23 protein-coding genes are annotated in these 21,555 nt (G+C 62.1%); 15 read left to right on the forward strand and 8 right to left on the reverse strand.

Features of this window, described 5'->3' with window-relative positions; all coding sequences use genetic code 11:
- Positions 1–3: 3 nt before the first annotated feature.
- Positions 4–762, reverse strand: coding sequence for a TVP38/TMEM64 family protein (locus tag ACR0JC_RS17945; protein WP_254430832.1), 759 nt, complete (start codon positions 760–762; stop codon positions 4–6).
- Positions 763–1,030: 268 nt separating this feature from the next.
- On the opposite strand from ACR0JC_RS17945, the gene rpmH reads away from it, so the two are divergent.
- The 15 genes from rpmH to ACR0JC_RS18020 all read left to right on the forward strand — a co-directional run bounded on the left by rpmH (position 1,031) and on the right by ACR0JC_RS18020 (position 14,279).
- Positions 1,031–1,165, forward strand: coding sequence for a 50S ribosomal protein L34 (rpmH, locus tag ACR0JC_RS17950; RefSeq protein ID WP_005980833.1), 135 nt, complete (start codon positions 1,031–1,033; stop codon positions 1,163–1,165).
- Between the two features lie 26 nt (positions 1,166–1,191).
- Positions 1,192–1,614, forward strand: coding sequence for a ribonuclease P protein component (gene rnpA / locus ACR0JC_RS17955; RefSeq protein ID WP_170342922.1), 423 nt, complete (start codon positions 1,192–1,194; stop codon positions 1,612–1,614).
- Positions 1,611–1,850 (forward strand): membrane protein insertion efficiency factor YidD, encoded by a 240-nt coding sequence (gene yidD, locus ACR0JC_RS17960; RefSeq protein ID WP_170343482.1) that lies wholly within the window; start codon positions 1,611–1,613, stop codon positions 1,848–1,850. Before rnpA ends, yidD begins: the two co-directional genes overlap by 4 nt.
- A 78-nt stretch (positions 1,851–1,928) precedes the next feature.
- Positions 1,929–3,551 (forward strand): acyl-CoA dehydrogenase family protein, encoded by a 1,623-nt coding sequence (locus tag ACR0JC_RS17965; RefSeq protein WP_170343481.1) that lies wholly within the window; start codon positions 1,929–1,931, stop codon positions 3,549–3,551.
- 42 nt (positions 3,552–3,593) lie between these two features.
- A complete protein-coding gene (gene ttcA / locus ACR0JC_RS17970) occupies positions 3,594–4,487 on the forward strand; it encodes a tRNA 2-thiocytidine(32) synthetase TtcA (RefSeq protein WP_170343480.1) in 894 nt (297 codons plus the stop codon).
- 68 nt (positions 4,488–4,555) lie between these two features.
- Positions 4,556–6,106 (forward strand): putative bifunctional diguanylate cyclase/phosphodiesterase, encoded by a 1,551-nt coding sequence (locus ACR0JC_RS17975; RefSeq protein WP_254430831.1) that lies wholly within the window; start codon positions 4,556–4,558, stop codon positions 6,104–6,106.
- A 116-nt stretch (positions 6,107–6,222) separates the two neighbouring features.
- Positions 6,223–8,049 (forward strand): membrane protein insertase YidC, encoded by a 1,827-nt coding sequence (yidC, locus tag ACR0JC_RS17980; protein ID WP_170343479.1) that lies wholly within the window; start codon positions 6,223–6,225, stop codon positions 8,047–8,049.
- Positions 8,046–8,783, forward strand: a complete 738-nt coding sequence (locus tag ACR0JC_RS17985; RefSeq protein ID WP_170343478.1) for an MOSC domain-containing protein — start codon at positions 8,046–8,048, stop codon at positions 8,781–8,783. Before yidC ends, ACR0JC_RS17985 begins: the two co-directional genes overlap by 4 nt.
- Positions 8,780–9,433 (forward strand): ribosome biogenesis GTP-binding protein YihA/YsxC, encoded by a 654-nt coding sequence (gene yihA, locus ACR0JC_RS17990; RefSeq protein ID WP_170343477.1) that lies wholly within the window; start codon positions 8,780–8,782, stop codon positions 9,431–9,433. The genes ACR0JC_RS17985 and yihA overlap by 4 nt, the downstream gene beginning before the upstream one ends.
- Positions 9,430–9,798, forward strand: a complete 369-nt coding sequence (locus ACR0JC_RS17995) for a DUF2946 family protein (protein WP_480764005.1) — start codon at positions 9,430–9,432, stop codon at positions 9,796–9,798. The genes yihA and ACR0JC_RS17995 overlap by 4 nt, the downstream gene beginning before the upstream one ends.
- Positions 9,799–9,864: 66 nt before the next feature.
- On the forward strand, positions 9,865–11,268 hold the full coding sequence (locus ACR0JC_RS18000; RefSeq protein WP_170343476.1) for a PepSY-associated TM helix domain-containing protein: 1,404 nt from the start codon (positions 9,865–9,867) through the stop codon (positions 11,266–11,268).
- 156 nt (positions 11,269–11,424) lie between these two features.
- The gene (argB, locus tag ACR0JC_RS18005) at positions 11,425–12,288 is read left to right on the forward strand and encodes an acetylglutamate kinase (RefSeq protein WP_093965404.1); all 864 of its coding nucleotides are present in this window, start codon (positions 11,425–11,427) and stop codon (positions 12,286–12,288) included.
- A gap of 52 nt (positions 12,289–12,340) precedes the next feature.
- A complete protein-coding gene (locus ACR0JC_RS18010) occupies positions 12,341–13,135 on the forward strand; it encodes a sterol desaturase family protein (protein WP_170343475.1) in 795 nt (264 codons plus the stop codon).
- Entirely contained in the window at positions 13,132–13,785 is a 654-nt protein-coding gene (locus ACR0JC_RS18015; RefSeq protein ID WP_170343474.1) for a ferredoxin, read from the forward strand. Before ACR0JC_RS18010 ends, ACR0JC_RS18015 begins: the two co-directional genes overlap by 4 nt.
- Entirely contained in the window at positions 13,782–14,279 is a 498-nt protein-coding gene (locus ACR0JC_RS18020) for a SixA phosphatase family protein (RefSeq protein WP_170343473.1), read from the forward strand. The genes ACR0JC_RS18015 and ACR0JC_RS18020 overlap by 4 nt, the downstream gene beginning before the upstream one ends.
- Positions 14,280–14,328: 49 nt before the next feature.
- Here the strand turns inward: ACR0JC_RS18020 and ACR0JC_RS18025 are convergent, their stop codons facing one another.
- The 7 genes from ACR0JC_RS18025 to ACR0JC_RS18055 form a co-directional block, all read right to left on the reverse strand.
- Complete coding sequence (locus ACR0JC_RS18025) at positions 14,329–15,120, reverse strand: amino acid ABC transporter ATP-binding protein (protein WP_093965397.1); 792 nt, start codon at positions 15,118–15,120, stop codon at positions 14,329–14,331.
- 12 nt (positions 15,121–15,132) lie between these two features.
- Positions 15,133–16,431 (reverse strand): amino acid ABC transporter permease, encoded by a 1,299-nt coding sequence (locus ACR0JC_RS18030; protein ID WP_170342939.1) that lies wholly within the window; start codon positions 16,429–16,431, stop codon positions 15,133–15,135.
- A gap of 3 nt (positions 16,432–16,434) precedes the next feature.
- On the reverse strand, positions 16,435–17,667 hold the full coding sequence (locus tag ACR0JC_RS18035) for an amino acid ABC transporter permease (RefSeq protein ID WP_093965394.1): 1,233 nt from the start codon (positions 17,665–17,667) through the stop codon (positions 16,435–16,437).
- Between the two features lie 126 nt (positions 17,668–17,793).
- Complete coding sequence (locus tag ACR0JC_RS18040) at positions 17,794–18,810, reverse strand: amino acid ABC transporter substrate-binding protein (protein ID WP_170343472.1); 1,017 nt, start codon at positions 18,808–18,810, stop codon at positions 17,794–17,796.
- A 210-nt stretch (positions 18,811–19,020) separates the two neighbouring features.
- On the reverse strand, positions 19,021–19,728 hold the full coding sequence (locus tag ACR0JC_RS18045; protein WP_170343471.1) for an ATP12 family chaperone protein: 708 nt from the start codon (positions 19,726–19,728) through the stop codon (positions 19,021–19,023).
- 4 nt (positions 19,729–19,732) lie between these two features.
- Positions 19,733–20,404 carry an HAD-IA family hydrolase gene (locus ACR0JC_RS18050; RefSeq protein ID WP_170343470.1) on the reverse strand — a complete coding sequence of 224 codons (672 nt, stop codon included), beginning with the start codon at positions 20,402–20,404 and terminating at the stop codon, positions 19,733–19,735.
- Positions 20,401–21,444, reverse strand: coding sequence for an RluA family pseudouridine synthase (locus ACR0JC_RS18055; RefSeq protein WP_170343469.1), 1,044 nt, complete (start codon positions 21,442–21,444; stop codon positions 20,401–20,403). Before ACR0JC_RS18055 ends, ACR0JC_RS18050 begins: the two co-directional genes overlap by 4 nt.
- Positions 21,445–21,555: the final 111 nt, after the last annotated feature.

The raw sequence follows: 21,555 nt of genomic DNA on the forward strand, positions 1-21,555 counted from the left end.
GGATCAAAGGCCCCTTCGGCCGCGAATGAGTTTGAGGAGAATCGGCAGAGCCGCCAGCGCGCACAGCCCCAGGATCGGGCCGATCACGAAGGGCTCGGTCAGCAGCGACAGGTCCGGCGTCTCGCCCCGGTCGAACACACCGCCCAGACCGACGCCGATCCAAGTATAGACAATGCCGCCCGGAATGATGCCCAGCGCCGTGGTCAGCAGAAAGTTCCGGAACTTCACCCCCACCAGCGCCGGCACCAGATTGGCGACGAAGAACGGCACCACCGGCACCAGCCGCATCAGGAACAGCACCGGAATCTCGTTCTCGCGCAACCCGTCCTTGATTCGCTTGACGGTGCCTTCCGAAGCCTCCAGCCGCGCCGTCAACGTCTCACCCAACCCCCAACGGGCCGCCAGAAAGATCGCCGAGGCCCCCACGGTTGCGGCAAATACGTTGAACACGGTGCCCGCGAACAGCCCGAACAGGAACCCGCCCGTCATCGAGGCCACGGCCGCACCGGGCAAAGAAAAGGTGACGATCAGGACGTAAACCAGGATGAAAACGCCCGCCAACGACCAGTAATTGGCATCGCGCCAGGCCAACAGCGCCTCGCGATTGTCGCGTAGGGTTTCAAAGGTCAGGTAGTCGCCCAGCGCAAAGAATCCGACAGCGGCAACCATCAGGATCACAAGCAAGGGAATATGTCGCGCCAGCCCACTGCGCGGCACCTGGGTGGTTTCGGTCATCTTGTCGTCCGGGTTCGAATGCTTCATCTGCCTCACAAGATGCGCGTTGGGCCTCCTGTGCAACAGGGTCTTCACGCCGGGTTGAACACGCACCGGTTCAATGTGAGAAATCCGCCGTCCTCGGGCTGATTCTGAAACTTTTGACCGGTCGCCCGACAGAATTGTTGCAAAAGGCACGAAAACCGTTGCGATGGGGTTTGACTTGCCCGCCGGTTCCCAGTAGAGGACGGGCTTCGAACACCACGGGCAGGCGAATCCGCGCCGCACCCGACCGCCAAAGATTGGAGACGGAGCGATGAAACGCACCTATCAGCCTTCGAACCTGGTTCGCAAACGCCGCCACGGTTTCCGCGCGCGCATGGCCACCAAGGCCGGCCGCAAGATCCTGAACGCTCGCCGTGCCCGCGGCCGCAAGTCGCTGAGCGCATAAACCGCGCGACCTTTCAGGTTTTGAACATGACGCCGCCGGAGGCCCCTGTGGATGGCACTGACCACCCCGGGGATATGCCCCCGGCGGCGTCCGTTTGCGCGCCTGCTCTGTCGGTGCTGCGCAAGCGCAGCGATTTCCTCAGGGCCGCACGGGCCCGACGACAGGGCACGCCTTCCATGATGGTGCAGGCCCGCAAGCGCGCGCCGGATGAGGCCGAGGGCATTCGCGTCGGTTTCACCTGCTCGAAAAAGGTCGGCAATGCCGTAGCCCGCAACCGGGCCAAGCGCCGCCTGCGCGAGGCGGCCCGCGCCGTTCTGCCGGACCATGGCCGGGACGGGTGGGATTACGTCCTGATCGGACGGGCCGAGGTGACCGCCGCCCGCCCCTTTGACGCCTTGCTGGACGATCTGCGCCAGGCCCTGCGCAAGATCCACAGCCCGCGCAAATGACCCTGCTTGCCCATATCCTCGCGCTGCCAATCCGGGCCTACCGGCTGATCTTCAGCCCCTGGGTGGGGTTCAACTGCCGTTATCAGCCGACCTGCTCGGCCTATGCGCTGGAAGCGCTGGAAAAGCACGGCCCGATCAAGGGCGCATGGCTGGCCGCGCGCCGCATCGGGCGCTGCCACCCCTGGGGCGGCGACGGCTATGACCCGGTGCCCGACGACAAACCCGACGCGCCCTGATCTGACACCCCGTCACGCTTGACCCCAGGGGGGTGCGCCGCTGAACATCGGTGTCAGCAACAACCGTCCGAGGCGCCCATGTCCAGATCCAACGCCCGCCAATCTCTGCCCACGCATGAAGTGACGAACCAACCGCCCGAGCGCGGCGACGTTGACCTGTGGACCTCGGACCCGGTTCTGCGCGACTGCGCCACGCGCGCCGGGGCACGGGCGACTCCGCTGGCCGCCTACGGGGCCGCTCTGGGCCGGGCCGAAACGCGCGACGCCGGGCACGACGCCAACCTGCACCCGCCCGAACTCTGCCTCTTCGACCGGGGCGGCCGCCGTCTGGACGAGGTGCGGTTCCACCCGGCCTATCATCACGTGATGGATCTGAGCCAATCGGCAGGCTATGCTTCGCTTGCCTGGGACGGAGAACCGGGCGGTCACGCGACCCATGTCGCGATGGTCTATCTGGCCAGCCAAGTCGAGCCGGGCCATTGCTGCCCGCTGACCATGACCTATGCCGCCGTGCCGGCGCTGGCCACCAACCCCGAACTGGCCGAAATCTGGCGCCCGAAACTGACCGCCGACACTTATGACCCAGCCCCCCGCCCGATCAGAGAAAAACGCTCGGCGACCTTGGGCATGGCGATGACCGAAAAACAGGGCGGCTCGGACGTGCGCGCCAATACCACCACGGCCACCCGCGACGGCGATGCTTGGCGGCTGCGCGGCCACAAATGGTTCTGCTCGGCCCCGATGTCCGACGGGTTCCTCACGCTGGCGCAGGCGCCCGGCGGGCTGACCTGCTTTCTGGTGCCCCGCTGGCTGGAAGGCGAGCGCAACGCCATCCACCTGATGCGCCTCAAGGACAAGCTGGGCAACCGCGCCAATGCCTCGTCCGAGGTCGAGTTCCATGACGCGCTGGCCTATCAGCTGGGGGATGAGGGGGCCGGCGTGCGCACGATCATCGAGATGGTGCATCACACCCGGCTCGACACCGCGATGGCCCCCGCCGGCCTGATGCGCGCGGCCCTGTCCGAAGCACATCACTGGGTCAGCCATCGCAGCGCCTTTCAGCGCCGCCTGATCGACCAGCCTCTGATGCGCGCCGTTCTGGCCGATCTGGTACTGGACTGGGAAGGCGCGCTGACCCTCGGCCTGCGCGTGGCCCGCGCCTTTGACGGGGACACTGCCGAAGACCGCGCCTTTGCCCGGATCGGGGTGGCGCTTGCCAAGTTCCTGTCGAACAAGCGCTGCCCCGTCGTTGCGGTCGAGGCGATGGAGGTGCTGGGCGGCATGGGCTATGTCGACGACACGCCGATGCCGATGATCTATCGCGAAGCGCCCCTGAACGGCATCTGGGAGGGGTCTGGCAACGTGATCTGCCTGGACATTCTGCGCAGCCTTGCGCGCGACCCGCTGGCCGCCCAGACCGTGCAGGCCGAACTGGACGCGGCAACCGGAGCCGACCGCCGCTATGACGCCGCGCTGAAGGCGCATCGCGACCGTTGGCCGACCCTGCCCCCCGAGGCCGAGGCCCGCTGGTTCGCCGAGGCCACCGCGCATCTGCTCACCGCCGCACTGCTGCTGCGCCACGCGCCCGGTGCGGTGGCCGATGGATACATCGCCACCCGGGTTCTGGGCGAAAGCGGGCGCGTACCCGGATCGGTCTCGGGGCTGGACACTGACGCCCTGCTGGGCCGGCTGTCCGGCTAGGCGGGCCTTGCCCGGTCGGCGCATCTGCGGTAGGGGCTGCGCATGTTCGACGATGCCGACGATATCCATCCGCTGTTTGCCGGTGCGCCCTCGACCACCGAGTTCAAGAAGCTGCGCAAACGCATCGTGCGCCAGACGCGCGAGGCGATCGAGCAATACGGCATGGTTGACCCGTCGGCCCACGACAAGGACGGCAAGCCGCCGCGCTGGCTGGTCTGCCTGTCGGGCGGCAAGGACAGCTATACCCTGCTGGCCGTTCTGTACGAGTTGAAATGGCGCGGCCTGCTGCCCGTGGACCTGCTGGCCTGCAATCTGGATCAGGGGCAGCCGGGCTTTCCGGCCACCGTGCTGCCCGAGTTTCTGGAACGCATGGGCGTGCCGCACCGGATCGAGTATCAGGACACCTACTCCATCGTGGTCGACAAGGTACCGCAGGGCCGCACCTATTGCGCACTGTGCTCGCGCCTGCGCCGTGGCAACCTGTACCGGATCGCGCGCGAGGAAGGGTGCTCGGCCGTGGTGCTGGGGCATCACCGCGATGACATCCTAGAAACCTTCTTCATGAACCTGTTCCACGGCGGCCGTCTGGCGACCATGCCTCCGAAACTGGTGAACGAAGAAGGCGACCTGTTCGTCTATCGCCCGCTGGCCCATGTGGCCGAGGCCGATTGCGAGAAATTCGCCAAGGCGATGAACTATCCGATCATCCCCTGCGACCTGTGCGGCAGTCAGGACGGCCTGCAACGACAGCAGGTCAAACAGATTCTGGACCAATGGGAAAAGAACAGCCCCGGCCGCCGGCAGGTGATGTTCCGCGCGCTGACCAATGCCCGGCCCTCGCACTTGCTGGATCCCAAGCTGTTCGATTTTGCCGGCCTGATGCTGGACCCCGGCAAAAACGGCGAAAATTCGGAAGAAATTCCGCTTCTGCGTTAACGTCTGACTCAGAATGATTTCCTAGCCTCCGATTGGACGCAGTTCGCGCAATTGGAAGGCCGGAATCGATGCTGAAAAGGTTCTCACTCCAGAGTTTTCAGAATGCTCTGCTGACCGTTCTGGCAATGCCGCAGGTTTTGGCATTCGTACCTGCATTGTGCCTGGCTGCTTTCTGGCTGGGCGGCGACACGGCGTTGGTCGTTGTCGCTCTGGGACTGCCTCTGTTGTTTTCGGCTGCCCAACGGCTTCAACCGGGTGCAGGTCTTGGTTCGGCGACGCACATGCGGCCCAGGGGGCTGTTGCCACGCGATGCTTTCTACGCCGAGATGGAGTACCTGCACAGCACATCGCGGGCAACCGGAGAGGATTCAGCCTGCATCGTTGTGTCACTGGATGATTTCGACGATGTCGAAGAGCTGCACGGCACTGCGGCAGCCGACTATGTGGCAGGGCGCTTCTGCGACCGCATCCTGGCGGTGATCCGAAGCGAGGATATTGCAACACGCCTGTCGAGAAACACGTTCCTGATCGGGTTGCGGCCCTCACGGCATCTGGACTTGGAAAGCTGCATCCAAACCTCGGGCCGCATACAAAGCACGGTGGAGGAACCGATCGCTTTGGACAATGCCAGCCTCTATCTGTCCTGCTCTGCTGGATTTTGCCTGCACTCTGCCGTTGCCGATGAAGCGCCGGACAGCTGGATCGAGGCCGCTCGGGCCGCGCTGGCCGAAGCACAGCGGAACGGGCCTTCCACGATCCGCGCCTACTCCGAGGCCACGCGACGCACATCAGTCGTCCATATCAATTTCCGCAAGGAGTTGGAGACTGCTCTGGAAACCGGTCAGATCCGCCCATGGTTTCAACCACAGGTTTCAACGGACACCGGCGACATCACCGGGTTTGAGGCCCTTGCTCGATGGGAACACCCTTCCAAGGGAGTTGTCGGGCCGCAGGTGTTTCTGCCTTTTGCCGAACAGGCCAAGCTGATGGACAAGTTGGGCCAGACGATCCGCCACCACGCCTTTCGCGCGATGCGTGACTGGGACTGCGCTGGCGCCGTCATTCCTCGGATCGGCATCAACTTTTCGTCGGACGAATTGCGGGACCCCTCACTTGTTGACCGGGTGCGATGGGAGTTGGACCAGTTCGACCTTTCGCCGGACCGGCTGGCTGTGGAAGTCCTTGAAACCGTTTTTTCGCGCCGCCCCGATGATGTCATCACCCGCAACGTGACCCAGTTGTCCAAGCTCGGCTGTTGCATCGATCTGGACGATTTCGGCACTGGTCACGCATCATTTTCGTCGATCAAACGCTTTGATGTCTCCCGCATCAAGATCGACCGGTCTTTCGTGTCCAATGCGGACCGGGAACCGTCCCAGCAGCAAATGGTCAGCGCCATTCTGATGATGGCCGAGAGATTGAACCTTGAAACCCTGGCCGAGGGGGTGGAAACCCCCGGCGAGCACGCGCTGATGGCGCAATTGGGGTGTCACCATGTCCAAGGGTTTGGGATCGGCAAGCCGATGCCGGTCGAGCATACGCTCGACTGGATCAAGGACCGCCGCGCGAAACTGGGAGGCGCACCGCGGATTGGCCGCGAAATGGGCCGGAAATCCTGATTTCGGGGACTGGATTGCCCTACACTCACGATTTCCGGGGCGATTCCGCTTGACCTTTTGGGCTGCACTCTGTTGAACCCTGCGTTGTCTTTCACTGCTCAAGGTGGCTGTCCCAGATGGACGATCAGAACAAGAATCTTATCCTTGCAACCGCGCTTAGTTTCCTTGTGATCCTGGTCTGGTTTGTGCTGTTCCCCCCACCGGAACCGACCACAACGCCTGAGCAGGCTGAAATCAGCGCCTCGGAGGGGGAAGAGATTCAGACGCCCAGCGCCGGAAGCACGACTGTCGGCGAGGCAACCGCCACCGCAGAGGAAACCCTGCCGGAAGCCACCGCGCCGCGGATCCAAATCGACACGCCGCGTCTGTCGGGCAGCCTGTCGCTTTCGGGTGGACGGATCGACGAACTGTATCTGAAAGACTACAAGGTCTCGATCGACGAAGGCGCGCCGATCGTCGAACTGCTGTCGCCCGTTGGGTCCAATTCGGCCTATTACGCCCTCTACGGGTGGGCACCCGGTGCCGGTTTGGCTGGTTCGGACGTGCCGGGCCCGAATACCATCTGGACACTGGAACAGGGCGAGACCCTGTCGGTAGACAGCCCAGTAACCCTGAAATGGGAAAATGGCGCGGGCCTGACATTCCGCCGCACGATCGGTGTGGATGCGGATTACATGTTCACCGTGACCCAATCCGTCGAAAACGGCACCGGAGCCGAGGTCGGAATGGCCCCATACGGCATTCTGGCCCGCCACGGCATCGGCGAGGATGGCGATCTGCCGGGGTTGAAGAACTTCTTCATCCTGCATGAAGGTGTGATCGGCATGGCCGACGGGACCCTGTCCGAGGTCGACTATGGCGATGTCCGCGATTTCGACATCGACCCCAACGAACGGGCACAGGCCGAGGTCTATCAGGTCAAGGAAAACGGCTGGATCGGCTTTACCGACCATTATTGGATGACCACGCTGATCCCCGATCCGGGGTCGGCTTTCAAGGCGGCCGCGAAATATGACGCGCGTCGGAAGATCTACCAGGCCGAAACGGTGTTGCCGACGATGACGGTTGCCCCCGGCGAATCCGCCGAGGTTACCACCCGACTGTTTGCCGGGGCCAAGGAATGGGAGACCATCCGCGAATATCAGGCCCGGGGCGTTCAGAAGTTTATCGACAGCATTGACTGGGGTTGGTTCTTCTTCCTGACCAAGCCGATTTTCTGGCTGCTGCACAACATCAACGCCCTGATCGGCAACATGGGTTGGTCGATCATCGGGCTGACCCTGATCATCAAGGCAATCCTGTTCCCGCTGGCGTTCAAATCCTACGTCTCGATGGCTAAGATGAAGGAATTGCAGCCACAGATGGAAGCCCTGAAAGAAGCTGCCGGCGACGACCGTCAGAAGATGCAGCAGGGCATGATGGAGCTGTACAAAAAGGAAAAGGTCAACCCGGCCGCCGGCTGTCTACCGATCCTGCTGCAGATCCCGATCTTCTTTTCTCTCTACAAGGTGATCTTCGTCACCATCGAACTTCGGCAAGCCCCCTGGTTCGGTCCTTTCCGGGACCTGAGTGCGCCGGATCCGACCTCGATCATCAACTTCTTCGGCTGGCTGCCGTGGGCCGGACCTGAGCCGGGCACGCTGATGGCGACGATTTTCATCGGCATCCTACCGCTGCTGCTGGGGATCTCGATGTGGCTGCAGCAAAAGCTGAACCCGGCGCCCACCGACGCGACCCAGGCCATGATCTTTGCCTGGATGCCATGGGTATTCATGTTCATGCTGGGCAGCTTTGCCAGCGGGCTGGTCGTTTACTGGATCGCAAACAACACCATCACGTTCACCCAGCAATACCTGATCATGCGCAGCCAGGGCTATACGCCGGATGTGTTTGGCAACATCAAGTCGGGGTTCAAGAAAACCCCCAAGACGGACAAGAAATGACCGGGCAAGTCACGCAGATCTGGCGCCATCCGATCAAAAGCCATGGCAGAGAATCCCTGCAGGAAGTCACCATTATCCCCGGGCAGACCATGCCCGGGGATCGCGTTTGGGCGGTGGCGCATGAGATGTCCAAGGCCGACGGATCCGAGTGGGCGCCCTGCGCCAATTTCAGCCGCGGCTCGAAGGCGCCCCAGCTGATGGCGATATCGGCCGTTCTGGACGGGGATCGCGTGACCCTCAGCCACCCGGATCGGCCCGAACTGATCTTTCGCCCGGACACAGAACAAGACCTGTTTCTGGAGTGGGTCCGCCCGCTGATGCCCACCGACCGCGCCGCATCTGCACGGATCGTCCGGGTTCCCGGCCGTGGTATGACCGACAGTGACTATCCCTCGGTCAGCCTGTGCAACATAGCCTCGCACCGGGCGGTCGAACAGCGTCTGGGCCGCGAACTGTCGATTTGCCGCTGGCGTGGCAACATCTGGTTCGATGGCCTTCCTCTTTGGGAAGAATTCGATTGGCTGGATAAGGATGTGCAGATCGGCGAGGCCGTATTTCACGTGCGCGAACGGATTACGCGCTGCATGGCAACGACTGCGAACCCCGACACCGGAGTGCGGGACGCGGATACGCTAGGCGCTCTGCGCAGCTGGGACCATCAGGATTTCGGAGTATACGCCGAAGTCATTCGCCAAGGCACGATCCGCCCCGGAGACAAGGTGCAGGTTCTATGACAGCTCTGCCATTTCCCCTGGCGGCCGATCCCGACGAGCAGGCAAAAGAGGCCGGCCGCAAGCTGTTTGCCGGACCGTCCGAGTTCGTCAAGGGCGTGGTGGCGATGAACGGCCTGCCCGCCCCCGACCGGCTTGAGGTCTGTTTCGCCGGCCGGTCGAACGTGGGTAAATCCAGCCTGATCAACGCTCTGACCGGCACCAAAGGGTTGGCCCGCGCCTCGAACACGCCGGGCCGCACGCAAGAGATCAACTTCTTCACCCAGGGCCCCGACCTGTATCTGGTTGACCTGCCCGGCTATGGCTATGCCAATGCGCCGGTCAAGGTGGTCGAGAAATGGCAACGCCTTCTGAAGCAGTATCTGAGCGGACGGCAGACCCTGCGCCGGGCCTTCGTGCTGATCGATTCCCGCCACGGCGTGAAGCCCGTGGATGACGAGATCATGAAGCTGCTGGACACCAGCGCCGTGACCTTTCAATGCGTGATGACCAAGGCCGACAAGGTCAAGGCCAAGGACCGCGAAAGGATTCTGGAACAGGTGCGCGGTGCCCTGTCCAAACACCCCGCTGCCTATCCCGAGATCGTGCTGACCTCGTCCGAGAAGGGCGACGGCATCCCGACGCTGCGTTCGATCATCGCCAATCTGGAATGATGCTGCTGATGCGCGTCATTTCGGTGCTGACGCTGGTTGCCGTGATGGTATCCGGTGCAATCCCGATGGGCTGGATGCCCACGCGCAACTCGGACGGGGCGATTCTGATGGTGATCTGCACCGGCGACGGCCCGGTCGAGCGCTGGATCGACCCGGGCGAGGACGCCCCGGACCACAACGACACCGACGAACGCAGCGCCTGCCCCTATGGCGGGATTGTTCTGGCAGGCCAATTGGCCGAAGTGGGAACGGTACTGCCTGCCGACTGGCCGATTGCCGCGCGTTGGGCGCATGTGGATTTCACTCATCGCAGCGCCGGGTTCCACGCCCGGTATGATGCCCGGGGTCCGCCCCACGTCTCCTGAATCCGCGAACAAGACCTGAAACCTCGGCCGCCCGGCCGGGGATGTTCCGAATTTCTGGAGACTGAAATGGCACAAGACAGCCAAACCGGGGTCGCGCAGGCGGCCCGGCGCGAGCACGCGCAAAAATTCTATAGGGCCGCCTGGCGGTGGCACTTCTATGCGGGGCTTTTTGTTGTCCCCTTCCTGATCATCCTGGCAGTGACCGGCCTGATGATGATGTTCATTACCCAAGCCGATGGCCGCGACGGAGAAAAGATCGCAGTCGAGATCACGGGCCAGGCGATGCCCGCATCCGAACTGGCCGATCTAGTGCAGGCCCGCGTTCCGGGCCGCGTAGTCGAATGGATCGGCCCCAAGGCGCCGGATCTGGCAACCGTGTTCCGAGTCAAGGCCGAAACCGGCCAGCGCATGGTGGCGATCGACCAGTATTCCGGCGAGGTGATCCAGGTCTGGGACCGTCGCGCGGGGTGGTACGATCTGGCCGACAACATCCACTCCACCCTGCTGATGGGCGATACCGGCGATCGCATTCTGGAAATCGCGGCCGGGATGGCGCTGCTGCTGGTGTTCACCGGCCTTTACATGTGGTGGCCGCGCGGCAACGTGGTGTCGGCCCTGGTGCCCGACCTGCGGGCGCGGGGCCGGAACCTGTGGAAATCGCTGCACGCGGTCACCGGGTTCTGGATGTCGCTTCTGCTGGTCGGGTTCCTGATTTCGGGCATGTCTTGGACCGGGATCTGGGGCGGCAAGTTCGTGCAGGCCTGGAGCAGCTTTCCGGCCGAGAAATGGGACAATGTCCCACTGTCGGACGATTTGCATGCCAGCATGAACCACGGCAGCCAGAACGACGTGCCCTGGGCGCTGGAACAGACACCGATGCCGGCCTCGGGTTCGGAAGCGGGCGTGGCCGGGATACCGGCGGGCGTTGCGGTCAATATCGATGCGATGGTTGCGCTGGGTGAGTCCCTGGGCATGCAGAACCGGTTCCGCGTCGCCTATCCCAACGGTGACACGGGCGTGTGGACCCTGAACCGCGACAGCATGAGCGGCGATTCGACCGACGCCACCGAGGACCGCACCGTCCATATCGACCAGTACACCGGAAAGATTCTGGCCGACGTGCGGTTTCAGGACTACTCGCTGATGGGCAAGGCAATGGCGGTGGGCATTCCTCTGCATATGGGTCTGGCGGGTCTGTGGAACTTTGTCCTGAACGTGGTGTTCTGCCTGTCGGTGATCTTTGTCTGCGTGTCCGGCGTTGTCATGTGGATCAAGCGGCGGCCCTCCGGCGCCAGCCGTCTGGCGGCGCCGCCGATGCCGTCTGAGATGCCCCTGTGGAAGGGCGCGGTGCTGGTCGGGCTGTTCACGGCCATGGCCTTTCCGCTGGTCGGGCTGACGCTGCTTGCGGTGCTGGCCGTCGACCTGCTGGTGTTCAGCAACATACCCGCGGTTCGGCGCGCATTCAACTGACCGGTTCGGGCGGTGCCCCTGTGGTGCCGCCCGTCTGCGTGGCGCGACAGCGTCCCCCTTTTGGCGCGCCACGCAACAAAACCTGTGGCCAGCCCGTTCCGGGCTTGGCAGGTCCGGCCAAAGGCCCTAACAGGGAAGGCCAGAGGGACGACAGCCATGAAGAAACAGGACATGAACCGGGATTGGATAGCCACCGCCGCCACGCTCAACAGCGCCCTGCCCTATCTGCAGCGCTATGACGGAGCGATCGTCGTGATCAAGCTGGGCGGGCACGCCATGGGCAGCGACGAAGCGATGGAGAGCTTTGCCCGCGACGTGGTGCTGATGCGTCAGGTCGGCGTGAACCCGGTGGTCGTGCATGGCGGCGGGCCGATGATCAACGCGATGCTGGACAAGCTGGACATCCAGTCGGACTTCGTGAACGGCAAGCGCGTTACCGATGCCGCAACGGTCGAAGTGGTCGAGATGGTTTTGTCCGGCGTGGTCAACAAGCGCATCGTGCAGGCCATCAATGCCCAGGGTGGAACGGCCGTCGGCCTGTCGGGCAAGGATGCCAACCTGATGACCTGTGACCAGACCGATGCGTCGCTGGGGTATGTCGGCACGCCCGCCGAAATGAACCCCAAGATCCTGCACGACCTGTTCTCGCATGACGTGATCCCGGTGATCGCTCCGCTGGGGGCGGGCCGCAATGGCGAGACGTTCAACGTGAACGGCGACACCGCCGCCGGGGCGATCGCCTCGGCACTGAAGGCCGATCGCCTGCTGCTGCTGACGGACGTGTCCGGCGTCAAGAACGCCGCCGGAGAGGTCGTGACCGAGTTGAAGGCGGGCCAGATCCGCGAGATGACCCGCGAGGGCACTATCGCAGGCGGCATGATCCCCAAGACCGAAACCGCGCTGGACGCGCTGCACAGCGGCGTGCGCGCCGTGGTCATTCTGGACGGCCGTGCCCCCAATGCCGTGCTGCTGGAACTGTTCACCGAACATGGTGCGGGGTCTCTGATCCGCCCCGACTGAAGCGAGCAAGCCCACCCTTGCAGTTCACACTCACATTCTTAAATTTGAATACATGGAGCGTGAACTCATCATCCGCTTGGGCATCTTTTTGACGCTGTTTCTGACCTTCGCGTTGGCCGAAAGGCTTGCCCCGCGCCGCCCACTACGCGTGCCTCGATCGCGCCGCTGGCTGACCAACCTATCGGTCACCCTTTTGAACACACTGACACTGCGGGCGATGGCGATCGGGTTCCCTTTGCTGGCGGTCGGGGCAGCCTTGGATGCCGGCCGGTTGGGCGTCGGAGTTTTCAACACTCTGGACTGGCCCAAATGGGTCGAGGTCACCCTTTGTGTCCTGGTGCTGGATTTCGCCATCTGGGCGCAACATCTGATCACCCACAAAGTGCCGATCCTGTGGCGTCTTCACCGTGTGCACCATGCCGACCGGGATATGGATGTCACCACGGCCGTTCGCTTTCACCCAGTCGAAATCGCCTTGTCGATGGGTTTGAAGATCGGTCTCGTCTACCTGCTGGGGCCCAGCGCGCTCGCGGTCATCCTGTTCGAAGTCCTGCTGAACGGCACGGCTTTGTTCAACCATTCGAACATCCGCCTGCCCGCCGCCGTGGATGCCGCCATGCGCCGAATACTGGTCACACCGGACATGCACCGGGTCCACCATTCGGTGCTGCGCAGGGAACATGACAGCAATTATGGCTTTGCATTATCCATCTGGGATCGTTTGATGGGGACATATGTGGCACAGCCCGAGGCCGGCCACGATGACATGACGGTGGGGCTGGAATGGCAGGACGATCGACCGACGAAGCTGGGGTGGAGCCTCGCTCTGCCGTTTCGACGCAAGTGACCTATGATCAAGTGGTGTCCACATCCGAGGCAGCGGGCCTGATCGTCATGGGCGCACAACACCCGCGGGTGAGTGGCGCCAAACAGTTGGATCGCGGCACGCTTATTCTGCTCGGGGCAGGCAGCAGCTTTTGGCCGGTCCTCACCGCTTCGGCCGAGTGGTTGGACGGCAAGCCAGACCCGGTCGACCGTTGGTCGCTCCGAGTGGTCGGCACCCTTGCGGAAGACCTGGGCGCCCAGGCGTTGTATCCATTCGGCGGCCCCCCGTATGCGCCATTCATAGATTGGGCGTTGAAATCGGGACGTGCGTTTCAAAGCCCGGTGGGCGCGCTGGTGCACGACACGGTGGGAATGATGATTTCATTGCGTGGAGCCCTGCACTTTGATCACGAGTTCGACATTCCCGTCGCAGACGACCCGTCGCCATGTATCAATTGCCCTGCGCCCTGCGCATCGGCCTGCCCGGTCGGGGCCTTGAACGCCAAAACGTTCTATGACGTCGACGCCTGCCACGGCTACCTGAGAACTCCGCCCGGTCAGGCCTGCATGACACAGGGATGCGCAGCCCGGCTGGCCTGTCCGCTCAGCGTGGGGGCCGGACGTCGGGCCGAGCAATCCGCCCATCACATGAGAGCCTTTCACCCGGAATGACCCGCACACTTATCCTGACCCGCCACGCAAAATCCAGTTGGGACCATCCCGGCCTGCCCGATCATGACCGACCACTGAACAAGCGCGGGCGAGCTTCGGCCTCCGCCATCGGCGATTGGCTGCGACGCAATGGTTATAGGCCCGACGAGGTCCTCAGTTCTTCATCCGAGCGCACGCGCGAGACCTGGCTTCGGATGGGGCTGAGCGCGTCCAACATCCGGTTCCTCTCCGAACTCTATCATGCCTCGCCCGACCAGATCCGGCAGGCGTTGTCCAGGGCGACGGGTCAAACGGTCCTGCTGCTGGGCCACAATCCGGGGATCGCGGAGTTTGCGGAACGTATTGCTCAGTCTGCACCGGAGCACCCGCGGTTCCTCGACTATCCGACCTGTGCGACCACGGTTCTTCAATTTGATATGGCGGACTGGTCCGGAATCGGTTGGTACGACGGCCAGGTGATCGAATTCGTCACGCCGCGCGCGTTGCTGGAATGAAAAAAGGGCGGGATCACCCCGCCCTTTCCAACGTCGTATTCAACCCGCGTCAGTGACCCAGAATCTGGCTGAGGAACAGCTTGGTCCGTTCGCTTTGCGGGTTGTTGAAGAACTCTTCCGGCTCGTTCTGTTCCACGATCTGACCGGCATCCATGAATATCACGCGGTTCGCCACCTGGCGGGCAAAGCCCATCTCGTGGGTCACGCAGAGCATGGTCATGCCTTCCTCGGCCAATTCGATCATGGTGTCGAGCACCTCTTTGATCATCTCGGGGTCCAGAGCGGATGTCGGTTCGTCAAACAGCATGATCCGCGGCATCATGCACAGGCTTCGTGCGATCGCCACACGCTGCTGCTGACCACCCGACAGCTGACCGGGATACTTGTCGGCCTGTTCGGGGATCTTGACCTTCTCAAGGAAATGCATCGCGCGCTCTTCGGCCTCTTTCTTGGGCGTTTTACGCACCCAGATCGGGGCCAGCGTGCAGTTTTCCAGAATGGTCAGATGCGGAAACAGGTTGAAGTGCTGGAACACCATGCCAACCTCGGACCGGATCTTGTCGATGTTCTTCAGATCGTTCGACAACTCGGTTCCGTCCACCACGATTTTGCCCTGCTGGTGTTCTTCCAGCGCGTTCAGGCAGCGGATCAGAGTGGATTTGCCCGACCCCGACGGCCCCGCGATCACGATCCGCTCGCCCTGATTGACGGTCAGATTGATGTCGCGCAGCACGTGGAAGGACCCGTACCACTTGTTCATGTTGGTGATTTCGATGGCGACCTCGTCGCTCACCTGCATTTTAGAGCGGTCAATTTCGCGGTCGATTGCAAGTTCAGACATGTGTTGAACTCCTTAGTGATGATCCGTGGCAAGGCGACGCTCGAGCCACTGGGAATATTGAGAGATGCCGTAACAGACGACGAAGAACAGAAGCGCGGCAAAGCCCAGAAGCTCCCAATAGACGCCGTTCCATTCGGTCGACGCCAGGATGGGACCCCGGATCATGCCCACCAGATCGAACATCGAGATGACCGAAACCAGCGTGGTATCTTTGAACAGGCCAACGGCCACGTTTACGATACCAGGGATTGAGATCTTCAAGGCCTGTGGCAGGATGATCAGACGCATCGCCTGCGGGTAGTCCAGACCCAAACTGTCTGCTGCCTCATACTGACCGCGCGGAAGCGCAGCCAGACCGCCGCGGATCACCTCGGCGATATAGGCGGCAGAGAACATGGTGATCATGATCACAACGCGCAGAAACAGGTCGACCGTGCTGTCAGGCGGGAAGAAATAGGCCAGCATCACCGAAGCCACGAACAGCAGCGTGATCAAAGGCACGCCACGGATGAATTCGATGAAGATGACGCAAACCCACTTGATCAGCGGCATATCGGACTGACGACCCAGAGCCAGTGCAATACCCAGGGGCAAAGACAGTGAAACACAGGTCACGCCCAACATCAGGTTCAGCATAAAACCACCCAGGTCACGGCTGGGCACCGCAGTCAGCAGCGCACCTTCGTTGGCGTCTTCGGGAATTAGTGCCCCGCCGACATTCCACACGACCAGCGCCACGACAATGGCCCCAAAGAACCCGGCTGCAAAGCTGTTGCGGCCAAATTTCTGGAATACCACGCCTGCCGCGACACACCCCAGCAGGGCCACGATAGGCACCATGATGGTTCCACCCCAAATCAGCCAGAAAGCGATAAACGGGTAGAGCGCCGTAAACAGCAGCAACTTTCGAGGCAGGTCGAAGAACAGAACAGGTGCCACAGCCACCAACATCAGCACAAACGCCAAGTTCGGGCGCCAATACGCTTCTACCGGATATTTGAACCCGTAGATCAGTTGATGCCAGCGTTCGGTGAGAACTGCGAAACAGGCCCCGGTCTTGCCGTCCAGAATCTCGCGGCATTGCGCGAGCGAGTCTGCATTCCAAACGCCGTTCAAAATCCACGGCAAGGTGTTCTTGAGAAGCACATAGATCAGCAGAATCGACAGAAGGGTAAGGATCGTGTTTGTGACACCCGAGAAAAGGTTCTCACGCAGCCATTTGACGATACCCGTCTGGTTTGCCGGCGGAGGCGACGGAGGAATGGTGCCGTCGGCCACAAATGCGATCGGATTTGTTGTTTGATCAGCCATGGCTCAGCGCTCCTTCAACTTGACGGATGCGTTGTAGATGTTCATCGCCATCGAAATCAGCAGCGAGGCTGTCAGATAGAACAGCATCAGCAGCAAGACGCACTCGATCGCACGACCGGTTTGGTTCAGCGTGATGCCACCCAGCGTTGCGGTGATATCCGCATAGCCGACTGCAATCGCCAGAGACGAGTTCTTGGTGATGTTCAGATATTGCGAGATCAACGGCGGGATGATGACCCGCAGCGCCTGAGGCAGGATCACAAGATTCATGATCCGGCCGGGACGCAGGCCCAACGCGGCCGCAGCCTCGGTCTGACCTTTTGAAATCGCTTGAATACCTGCACGTACGTTTTCTGCGATGAAGGCGCCGGTATAGATCGACAAAGCGAACCACAATGCGATCAGCGGGCCGCCGACCTTGATACCACCGCTGAAGTTAAAACCTTTCAGAGCGGGGACATCCCAGGTCAGGCCCATCAAAATCATCAGCAGCGCAAAAGGCACAAGCCAAACTGCAAGCTTCACAAGGCCGGTCTTTGGACGCTCGCCCGTCTGTTCCTGTTTGAGCGTGGCGCGTTTCTCAATTTCACGAGACGCAAACCACGAAGCGACCAAAACCGCGATGACCAGCAGCCAATTCAGAAAGGTCGAACCGAACAGCCCATTCGCAAACTCGGGGCGCGGGACATAGACGCCGCGGTTGGTAAAGGCGAACAGATCAAACAGCATGCTGGATGTTGGGTTATCGCCCCGGAACTCCCTCGGTCCCGGCAGCACGGCGGTCATGATCGTGAAGATGATGATGATCCAGATCAGAACCGGAATATTCCGGAAGATTTCCACGTAGACCGCCATCAGCTTGGATACAAGCCAGTTGTTTGACAGGCGCAAAACGCCGGCGATCACGCCAAACACCGTGGCAGTGATACAAGCCAGGACTGCAACCAAAAGCGTGTTGAGAATGCCGACGACAGCCGCACGCCCATGCGAGGACTGGCTGTCATATTCGATCAATCGCTGGTTGATGTCATACCCGGACGGATCGCCCAGGAAAGAATAAGAAATGTTGAGCCCTGCGGCCCTAAGGTTCTGGATCAGGTTGTTACCAAGATACCAGATGCTGAGCGCAATAACGATTGCCGCGATCACCTGAAATGTAAGAGAGCGATAGCGTGTATCGTTTATGAGCATCGACAACCGAAAGTCAGCCTTCGGTGGGTCAGTCATAGTCGACATATTTTGGGATCCCCGTGCTTTTCGGACGCTTCCTTCCCGGCAGGGTTTTCCCCGCTCCCGAGCAGCCCGTAGCATTCTGTTTTGCAAAAAAGGGCGCAGGTTGCCCTGCGCCCTTTTCCGTGGATTTTAGCGGAACGGCGGCGAGTACAGCAGGCCACCATCGGTCCACTGTGCGTTCAGACCGCGTGCCAGACCGATCGGGGTTTCCTCACCGATGTTCTTGGCAAACACTTCGCCGTAGTTGCCACCCGCCTTGATGGCGCGCATGGCCCACTGTGCGTCCAGGCCCAGCATCTCGCCCAGGGTGCCTTCGCTACCCAGCAGACGGTTGATTTCCGGGTTCTCGGTACCTGCAGCCATCTCGTCGATGTTCGCCGAGGTGATGCCCAGCTCTTCGGCCGAGATCAGAGCGTTCAGGGTCCAGCGAACGATGTCGCCCCACTCGTTGTCGCCGTGACGGACCAGCGGGCCCAGCGGCTCTTTCGAGATGATTTCGGGCAGCAGAACGTGATCACCGGGGTTTTCGAACGTGGCGCGGGTTGCGGCCAGGCCCGAAGCGTCGGTGGTGTAAACGTCACAGGCACCTGCCAGGTACTGCTGCTGCGCTTCGGCGTTGGTTTCGATCGGAACCGGCTCGTAGCTGATGTTGTTCGAGCGGAAGAAGTCCGCCAGGTTCAGCTCGGTGGTGGTGCCGGTCTGGATGCAGACAGTGGCGCCGTCCAGTTCCTTGGCCGAGCTGACGCCCAGTGCCTTGGGCACCATGAAGCCCTGACCGTCGTAGTAGTTCACACCCACGAATTCGAACTTCAGGTCGACGTCGCGGCTGAAGGTCCAGGTGGTGTTACGGGCCAGCATGTCAACTTCGCCCGAAGCCAGAGCGGTGAAGCGAGTCTTGCCGGTGGTGGGAACGAATTCAACAGCGTTCGCGTCACCCAGAACGGCGGCGGCTACTGCGCGGCATACAGCAACGTCAAAGCCCTGCCATTCGCCATTCGCGTCAGGTGCAGCAAAGCCAACCAGACCGGTGGTCACACCGCAGTTCAGCTTGCCGCGCGCTTTGACGTCGTCCATGGTTCCTGCCGCGGCCGCGCCGGCAGCAAGACCGGCAATCGTCGCCGCGCCCAAGATTACGGATTTTTTCATTTTTACCTCTTCCTGATTTCCCGCCCCATCCCGGGACGGATCTTGTCCGACACACAAAGGTAGCCGGATAGGTTACCCCAAAGGTGTCTCCCCTTTAGTGCGCCCGAGTTTGGGCGCATTCATAAACAAACGTCAAGGGTCGGATCAGTGAAAACGATATGTTCCCGGCAAGGCAACTGCCCAAGCCTCTCAAATCAGGACCAGAAAGGCTCAAACCGATAGATCATAGAAGGTTTTCGCGTGCAAAAAGGCGATCTTCTTCAGTTCGGCGGCTTGGACCGCCTCGTCGTCATCCCCCCATTGCTCGGCCTGCCACGATTCATCCAGCCGAGAAATGCGCCATATCTCCTCCGGGTTGCGCCAGTTTTGGGCAGCGGCAAAACCCAGAATCAACGAACCCGACAGACTCACAAGGTCGTGAAACGCCGCCAGACGGAACGCGTCCAGGTCGTGAACCTGCCGACGCAGCCGATCCAGCGCCTCGGGGGCCTGAGGCTGATGCCGGACGCCTTCGACCGGGATCAGTCTGGCGCCCAGCGTTTCCGCGGCCCAGTCCAGCGCGGGATCCCATTCGCGGCGCTGACGTGCGATCAGGGCTTCGGGGTGGGTTGCGCGATAGCAGAGCAGGTCCGAATCGCCATAGTCCGACAACATGTCGGCAACTTCCGCGTGCTGATGCTGCACCTTGTCGATTGCCGCGTTGGCCGAGCGGGTGAAGGGCATCGTCGCCGGATCGATTTCCTTTTCCTGCGCGTCCCACTCGCGGGCCACCGCCTCGGCCATGGCCCGGGTGGGCAGGACCAGAGCAGCCTTGGCCGGTGTCCGTACCCGGCGGCCGTCCAACTCGACGGTATAGCCGCCATCGGTCGCGACCACGGCACTGGCTGTCCAAAAGCGTTTCGGTTTCCACTCACTCATATCGTTATCCCCAGACTGCGGACAGGACGCCGGGCAGCTGCTCGAACCGGTCGATCACCGCGGTCGCCGCACCCAGCTGCGACCGTTCATGATAGCCCCAGCCCACGCCGATCCCCGCAACCCCGGCGGCCCGCGCCATTTCCATGTCAAAGCTGGTGTCGCCGATCATCACGGCGTCACCGGTCGAAACCCCTGTTTCAAAAAGCGCCGTTTCGATCATCGAGGGATGCGGCTTGGATGGATGATGGTCCGCCACCTGACGGGTGACGAAGACCGAATCCAACCCGTGCGCCTCGAGCAAGGCATTCAACCCCCGCTGCGATTTACCCGTCGCCACGCCCAGAAGGATCTCGGGCACGGCCTGCAACGATCCGATAACCTCGCGCGCGCCGGGATAGAGCGGTGAACTTGCCGCCCCCATCTCAAGCCGATGAGCGTGATACGCCTCTTTGTAGCCCTCGACCAAACGGCGTTGAGTTGCCTGCGACTGATCCGCCGCGAGGCGCGCGATTGCAATCGGCAAGGACAGCCCCACGATCGACAGGATCGCCGCGCGATCTGGCACCGGAAGGGACAGAGCCTGAAAACTGGCGGTCATGGCTGACACGATGCTGGCCTGGCTGTCCACCAGCGTCCCGTCGACATCGAACAGAACCAGGCGCAGAGGCGCGGTCATTGCAACTCCTCGAACGGGTCCTCGGCGGCCAGATCTTCGGTCCAGCCCAAAGTATCCCAGCTGTCCTTCATGTGCGGCGGCAGCGGAGCGTTGATCGTGATCTGCTTGCCGGTAATCGGATGCTTGAACGACGCGGTTCGCGCGTGCAGATGCAGCTTCTTGCTGATGACCCCGCCCAATTGTGCGCCCCAGCCATCGCCCAGGTTTTCCTGACCGGAACCGCCATATTTCCCATCGCCGATGATCGGGTGCCCGATGGCCGCCATATGCGCGCGCAGCTGGTGCGTGCGGCCGGTGACGGGCTCCATCGCGACCCAAGATGCACGCCCCGCCACCCGATACAGCGTGGCATAGAGCGTATGGGCCCGTTTGGCACCCGGTGTGCTGTCGATCTCGTTCAGATGGACGGCGATCATCTTTTCGCCCTCGCCCTGCTTGCCATGACCGGGGGCCTTGACCAGCCCGGTCTTGATCTCGCCCAGATACGGGGTCGGCACGCCGGCCACCAGCGCCCAGTAGATCTTGCGCGTGTTGCGATGCCGGAAGGCCGCGGTCAGCCCCTTGGCCGCTTCGCGCGTACGCGCCATCAGCAGCACGCCCGAGGTGTCCTTGTCGAGCCGGTGCACCAGCCGCGGGTTCTCGTCATAGCCAAAGCGCAGCGCCTCGGCGACGCCGTCCACATGCCGGGCCTGGCCGCTGCCGCCCTGAACGGGCAGGCCATGGGGCTTGTTCAGTGCCAGCACGTGGTCATCCCGGTAGATCACGCAAGACTGTATCATTTTCGCATCGGCATCGGTCACGCGCGGGCGGGCCGGGGCCGGTTTGTGATCCGGGTCCGGCAGGGGCGGCACGCGCACCACCTGCCCCGCCTGCAACCGTGTCGAGCCCTTGACCCGGCCGCCATCCACGCGCAGTTCACCCTTGCGGCACATCTTTTCGATCCGGCCCTGGCTGACATGCGGGAACAGGCGCCGCAACCAGCGGTCCAACCGCTGGTGGCCGTCGCCCGGCTCGACCGTGATCATCTGTACGCCGCTCATGCCAATACCCCTTGCGACCGGATGCTGCGCGCCCGGAAAATCGCCCGTGTCAGTGCCTCAGAAAACATCCGCGTCTGTCGCGCGCCGCAAGGCAAGAGTCAAGCAGGCTGA

The organism is Ruegeria sp. CH5, assembly GCF_056537025.1.

What these genes read in the sequence shown, in the direction of transcription:
- ACR0JC_RS17945 (WP_254430832.1), bottom strand. Translation starts at nt 762, where the DNA reads ATGAAGCATTCGAACCCGGACGACAAGATGACCGAAACCACCCAGGTG.
- rpmH (WP_005980833.1), top strand. Translation starts at nt 1,031, where the DNA reads ATGAAACGCACCTATCAGCCTTCGAACCTGGTTCGCAAACGCCGCCAC.
- rnpA (WP_170342922.1), top strand. Translation starts at nt 1,192, where the DNA reads ATGACGCCGCCGGAGGCCCCTGTGGATGGCACTGACCACCCCGGGGAT.
- yidD (WP_170343482.1), top strand. Translation starts at nt 1,611, where the DNA reads ATGACCCTGCTTGCCCATATCCTCGCGCTGCCAATCCGGGCCTACCGG.
- ACR0JC_RS17965 (WP_170343481.1), top strand. Translation starts at nt 1,929, where the DNA reads ATGTCCAGATCCAACGCCCGCCAATCTCTGCCCACGCATGAAGTGACG.
- ttcA (WP_170343480.1), top strand. Translation starts at nt 3,594, where the DNA reads ATGTTCGACGATGCCGACGATATCCATCCGCTGTTTGCCGGTGCGCCC.
- ACR0JC_RS17975 (WP_254430831.1), top strand. Translation starts at nt 4,556, where the DNA reads ATGCTGAAAAGGTTCTCACTCCAGAGTTTTCAGAATGCTCTGCTGACC.
- yidC (WP_170343479.1), top strand. Translation starts at nt 6,223, where the DNA reads ATGGACGATCAGAACAAGAATCTTATCCTTGCAACCGCGCTTAGTTTC.
- ACR0JC_RS17985 (WP_170343478.1), top strand. Translation starts at nt 8,046, where the DNA reads ATGACCGGGCAAGTCACGCAGATCTGGCGCCATCCGATCAAAAGCCAT.
- yihA (WP_170343477.1), top strand. Translation starts at nt 8,780, where the DNA reads ATGACAGCTCTGCCATTTCCCCTGGCGGCCGATCCCGACGAGCAGGCA.
- ACR0JC_RS17995 (WP_480764005.1), top strand. Translation starts at nt 9,430, where the DNA reads ATGATGCTGCTGATGCGCGTCATTTCGGTGCTGACGCTGGTTGCCGTG.
- ACR0JC_RS18000 (WP_170343476.1), top strand. Translation starts at nt 9,865, where the DNA reads ATGGCACAAGACAGCCAAACCGGGGTCGCGCAGGCGGCCCGGCGCGAG.
- argB (WP_093965404.1), top strand. Translation starts at nt 11,425, where the DNA reads ATGAAGAAACAGGACATGAACCGGGATTGGATAGCCACCGCCGCCACG.
- ACR0JC_RS18010 (WP_170343475.1), top strand. Translation starts at nt 12,341, where the DNA reads ATGGAGCGTGAACTCATCATCCGCTTGGGCATCTTTTTGACGCTGTTT.
- ACR0JC_RS18020 (WP_170343473.1), top strand. Translation starts at nt 13,782, where the DNA reads ATGACCCGCACACTTATCCTGACCCGCCACGCAAAATCCAGTTGGGAC.
- ACR0JC_RS18025 (WP_093965397.1), bottom strand. Translation starts at nt 15,120, where the DNA reads ATGTCTGAACTTGCAATCGACCGCGAAATTGACCGCTCTAAAATGCAG.
- ACR0JC_RS18030 (WP_170342939.1), bottom strand. Translation starts at nt 16,431, where the DNA reads ATGGCTGATCAAACAACAAATCCGATCGCATTTGTGGCCGACGGCACC.
- ACR0JC_RS18035 (WP_093965394.1), bottom strand. Translation starts at nt 17,667, where the DNA reads ATGTCGACTATGACTGACCCACCGAAGGCTGACTTTCGGTTGTCGATG.
- ACR0JC_RS18040 (WP_170343472.1), bottom strand. Translation starts at nt 18,810, where the DNA reads ATGAAAAAATCCGTAATCTTGGGCGCGGCGACGATTGCCGGTCTTGCT.
- ACR0JC_RS18045 (WP_170343471.1), bottom strand. Translation starts at nt 19,728, where the DNA reads ATGAGTGAGTGGAAACCGAAACGCTTTTGGACAGCCAGTGCCGTGGTC.
- ACR0JC_RS18050 (WP_170343470.1), bottom strand. Translation starts at nt 20,404, where the DNA reads ATGACCGCGCCTCTGCGCCTGGTTCTGTTCGATGTCGACGGGACGCTG.
- ACR0JC_RS18055 (WP_170343469.1), bottom strand. Translation starts at nt 21,444, where the DNA reads ATGAGCGGCGTACAGATGATCACGGTCGAGCCGGGCGACGGCCACCAG.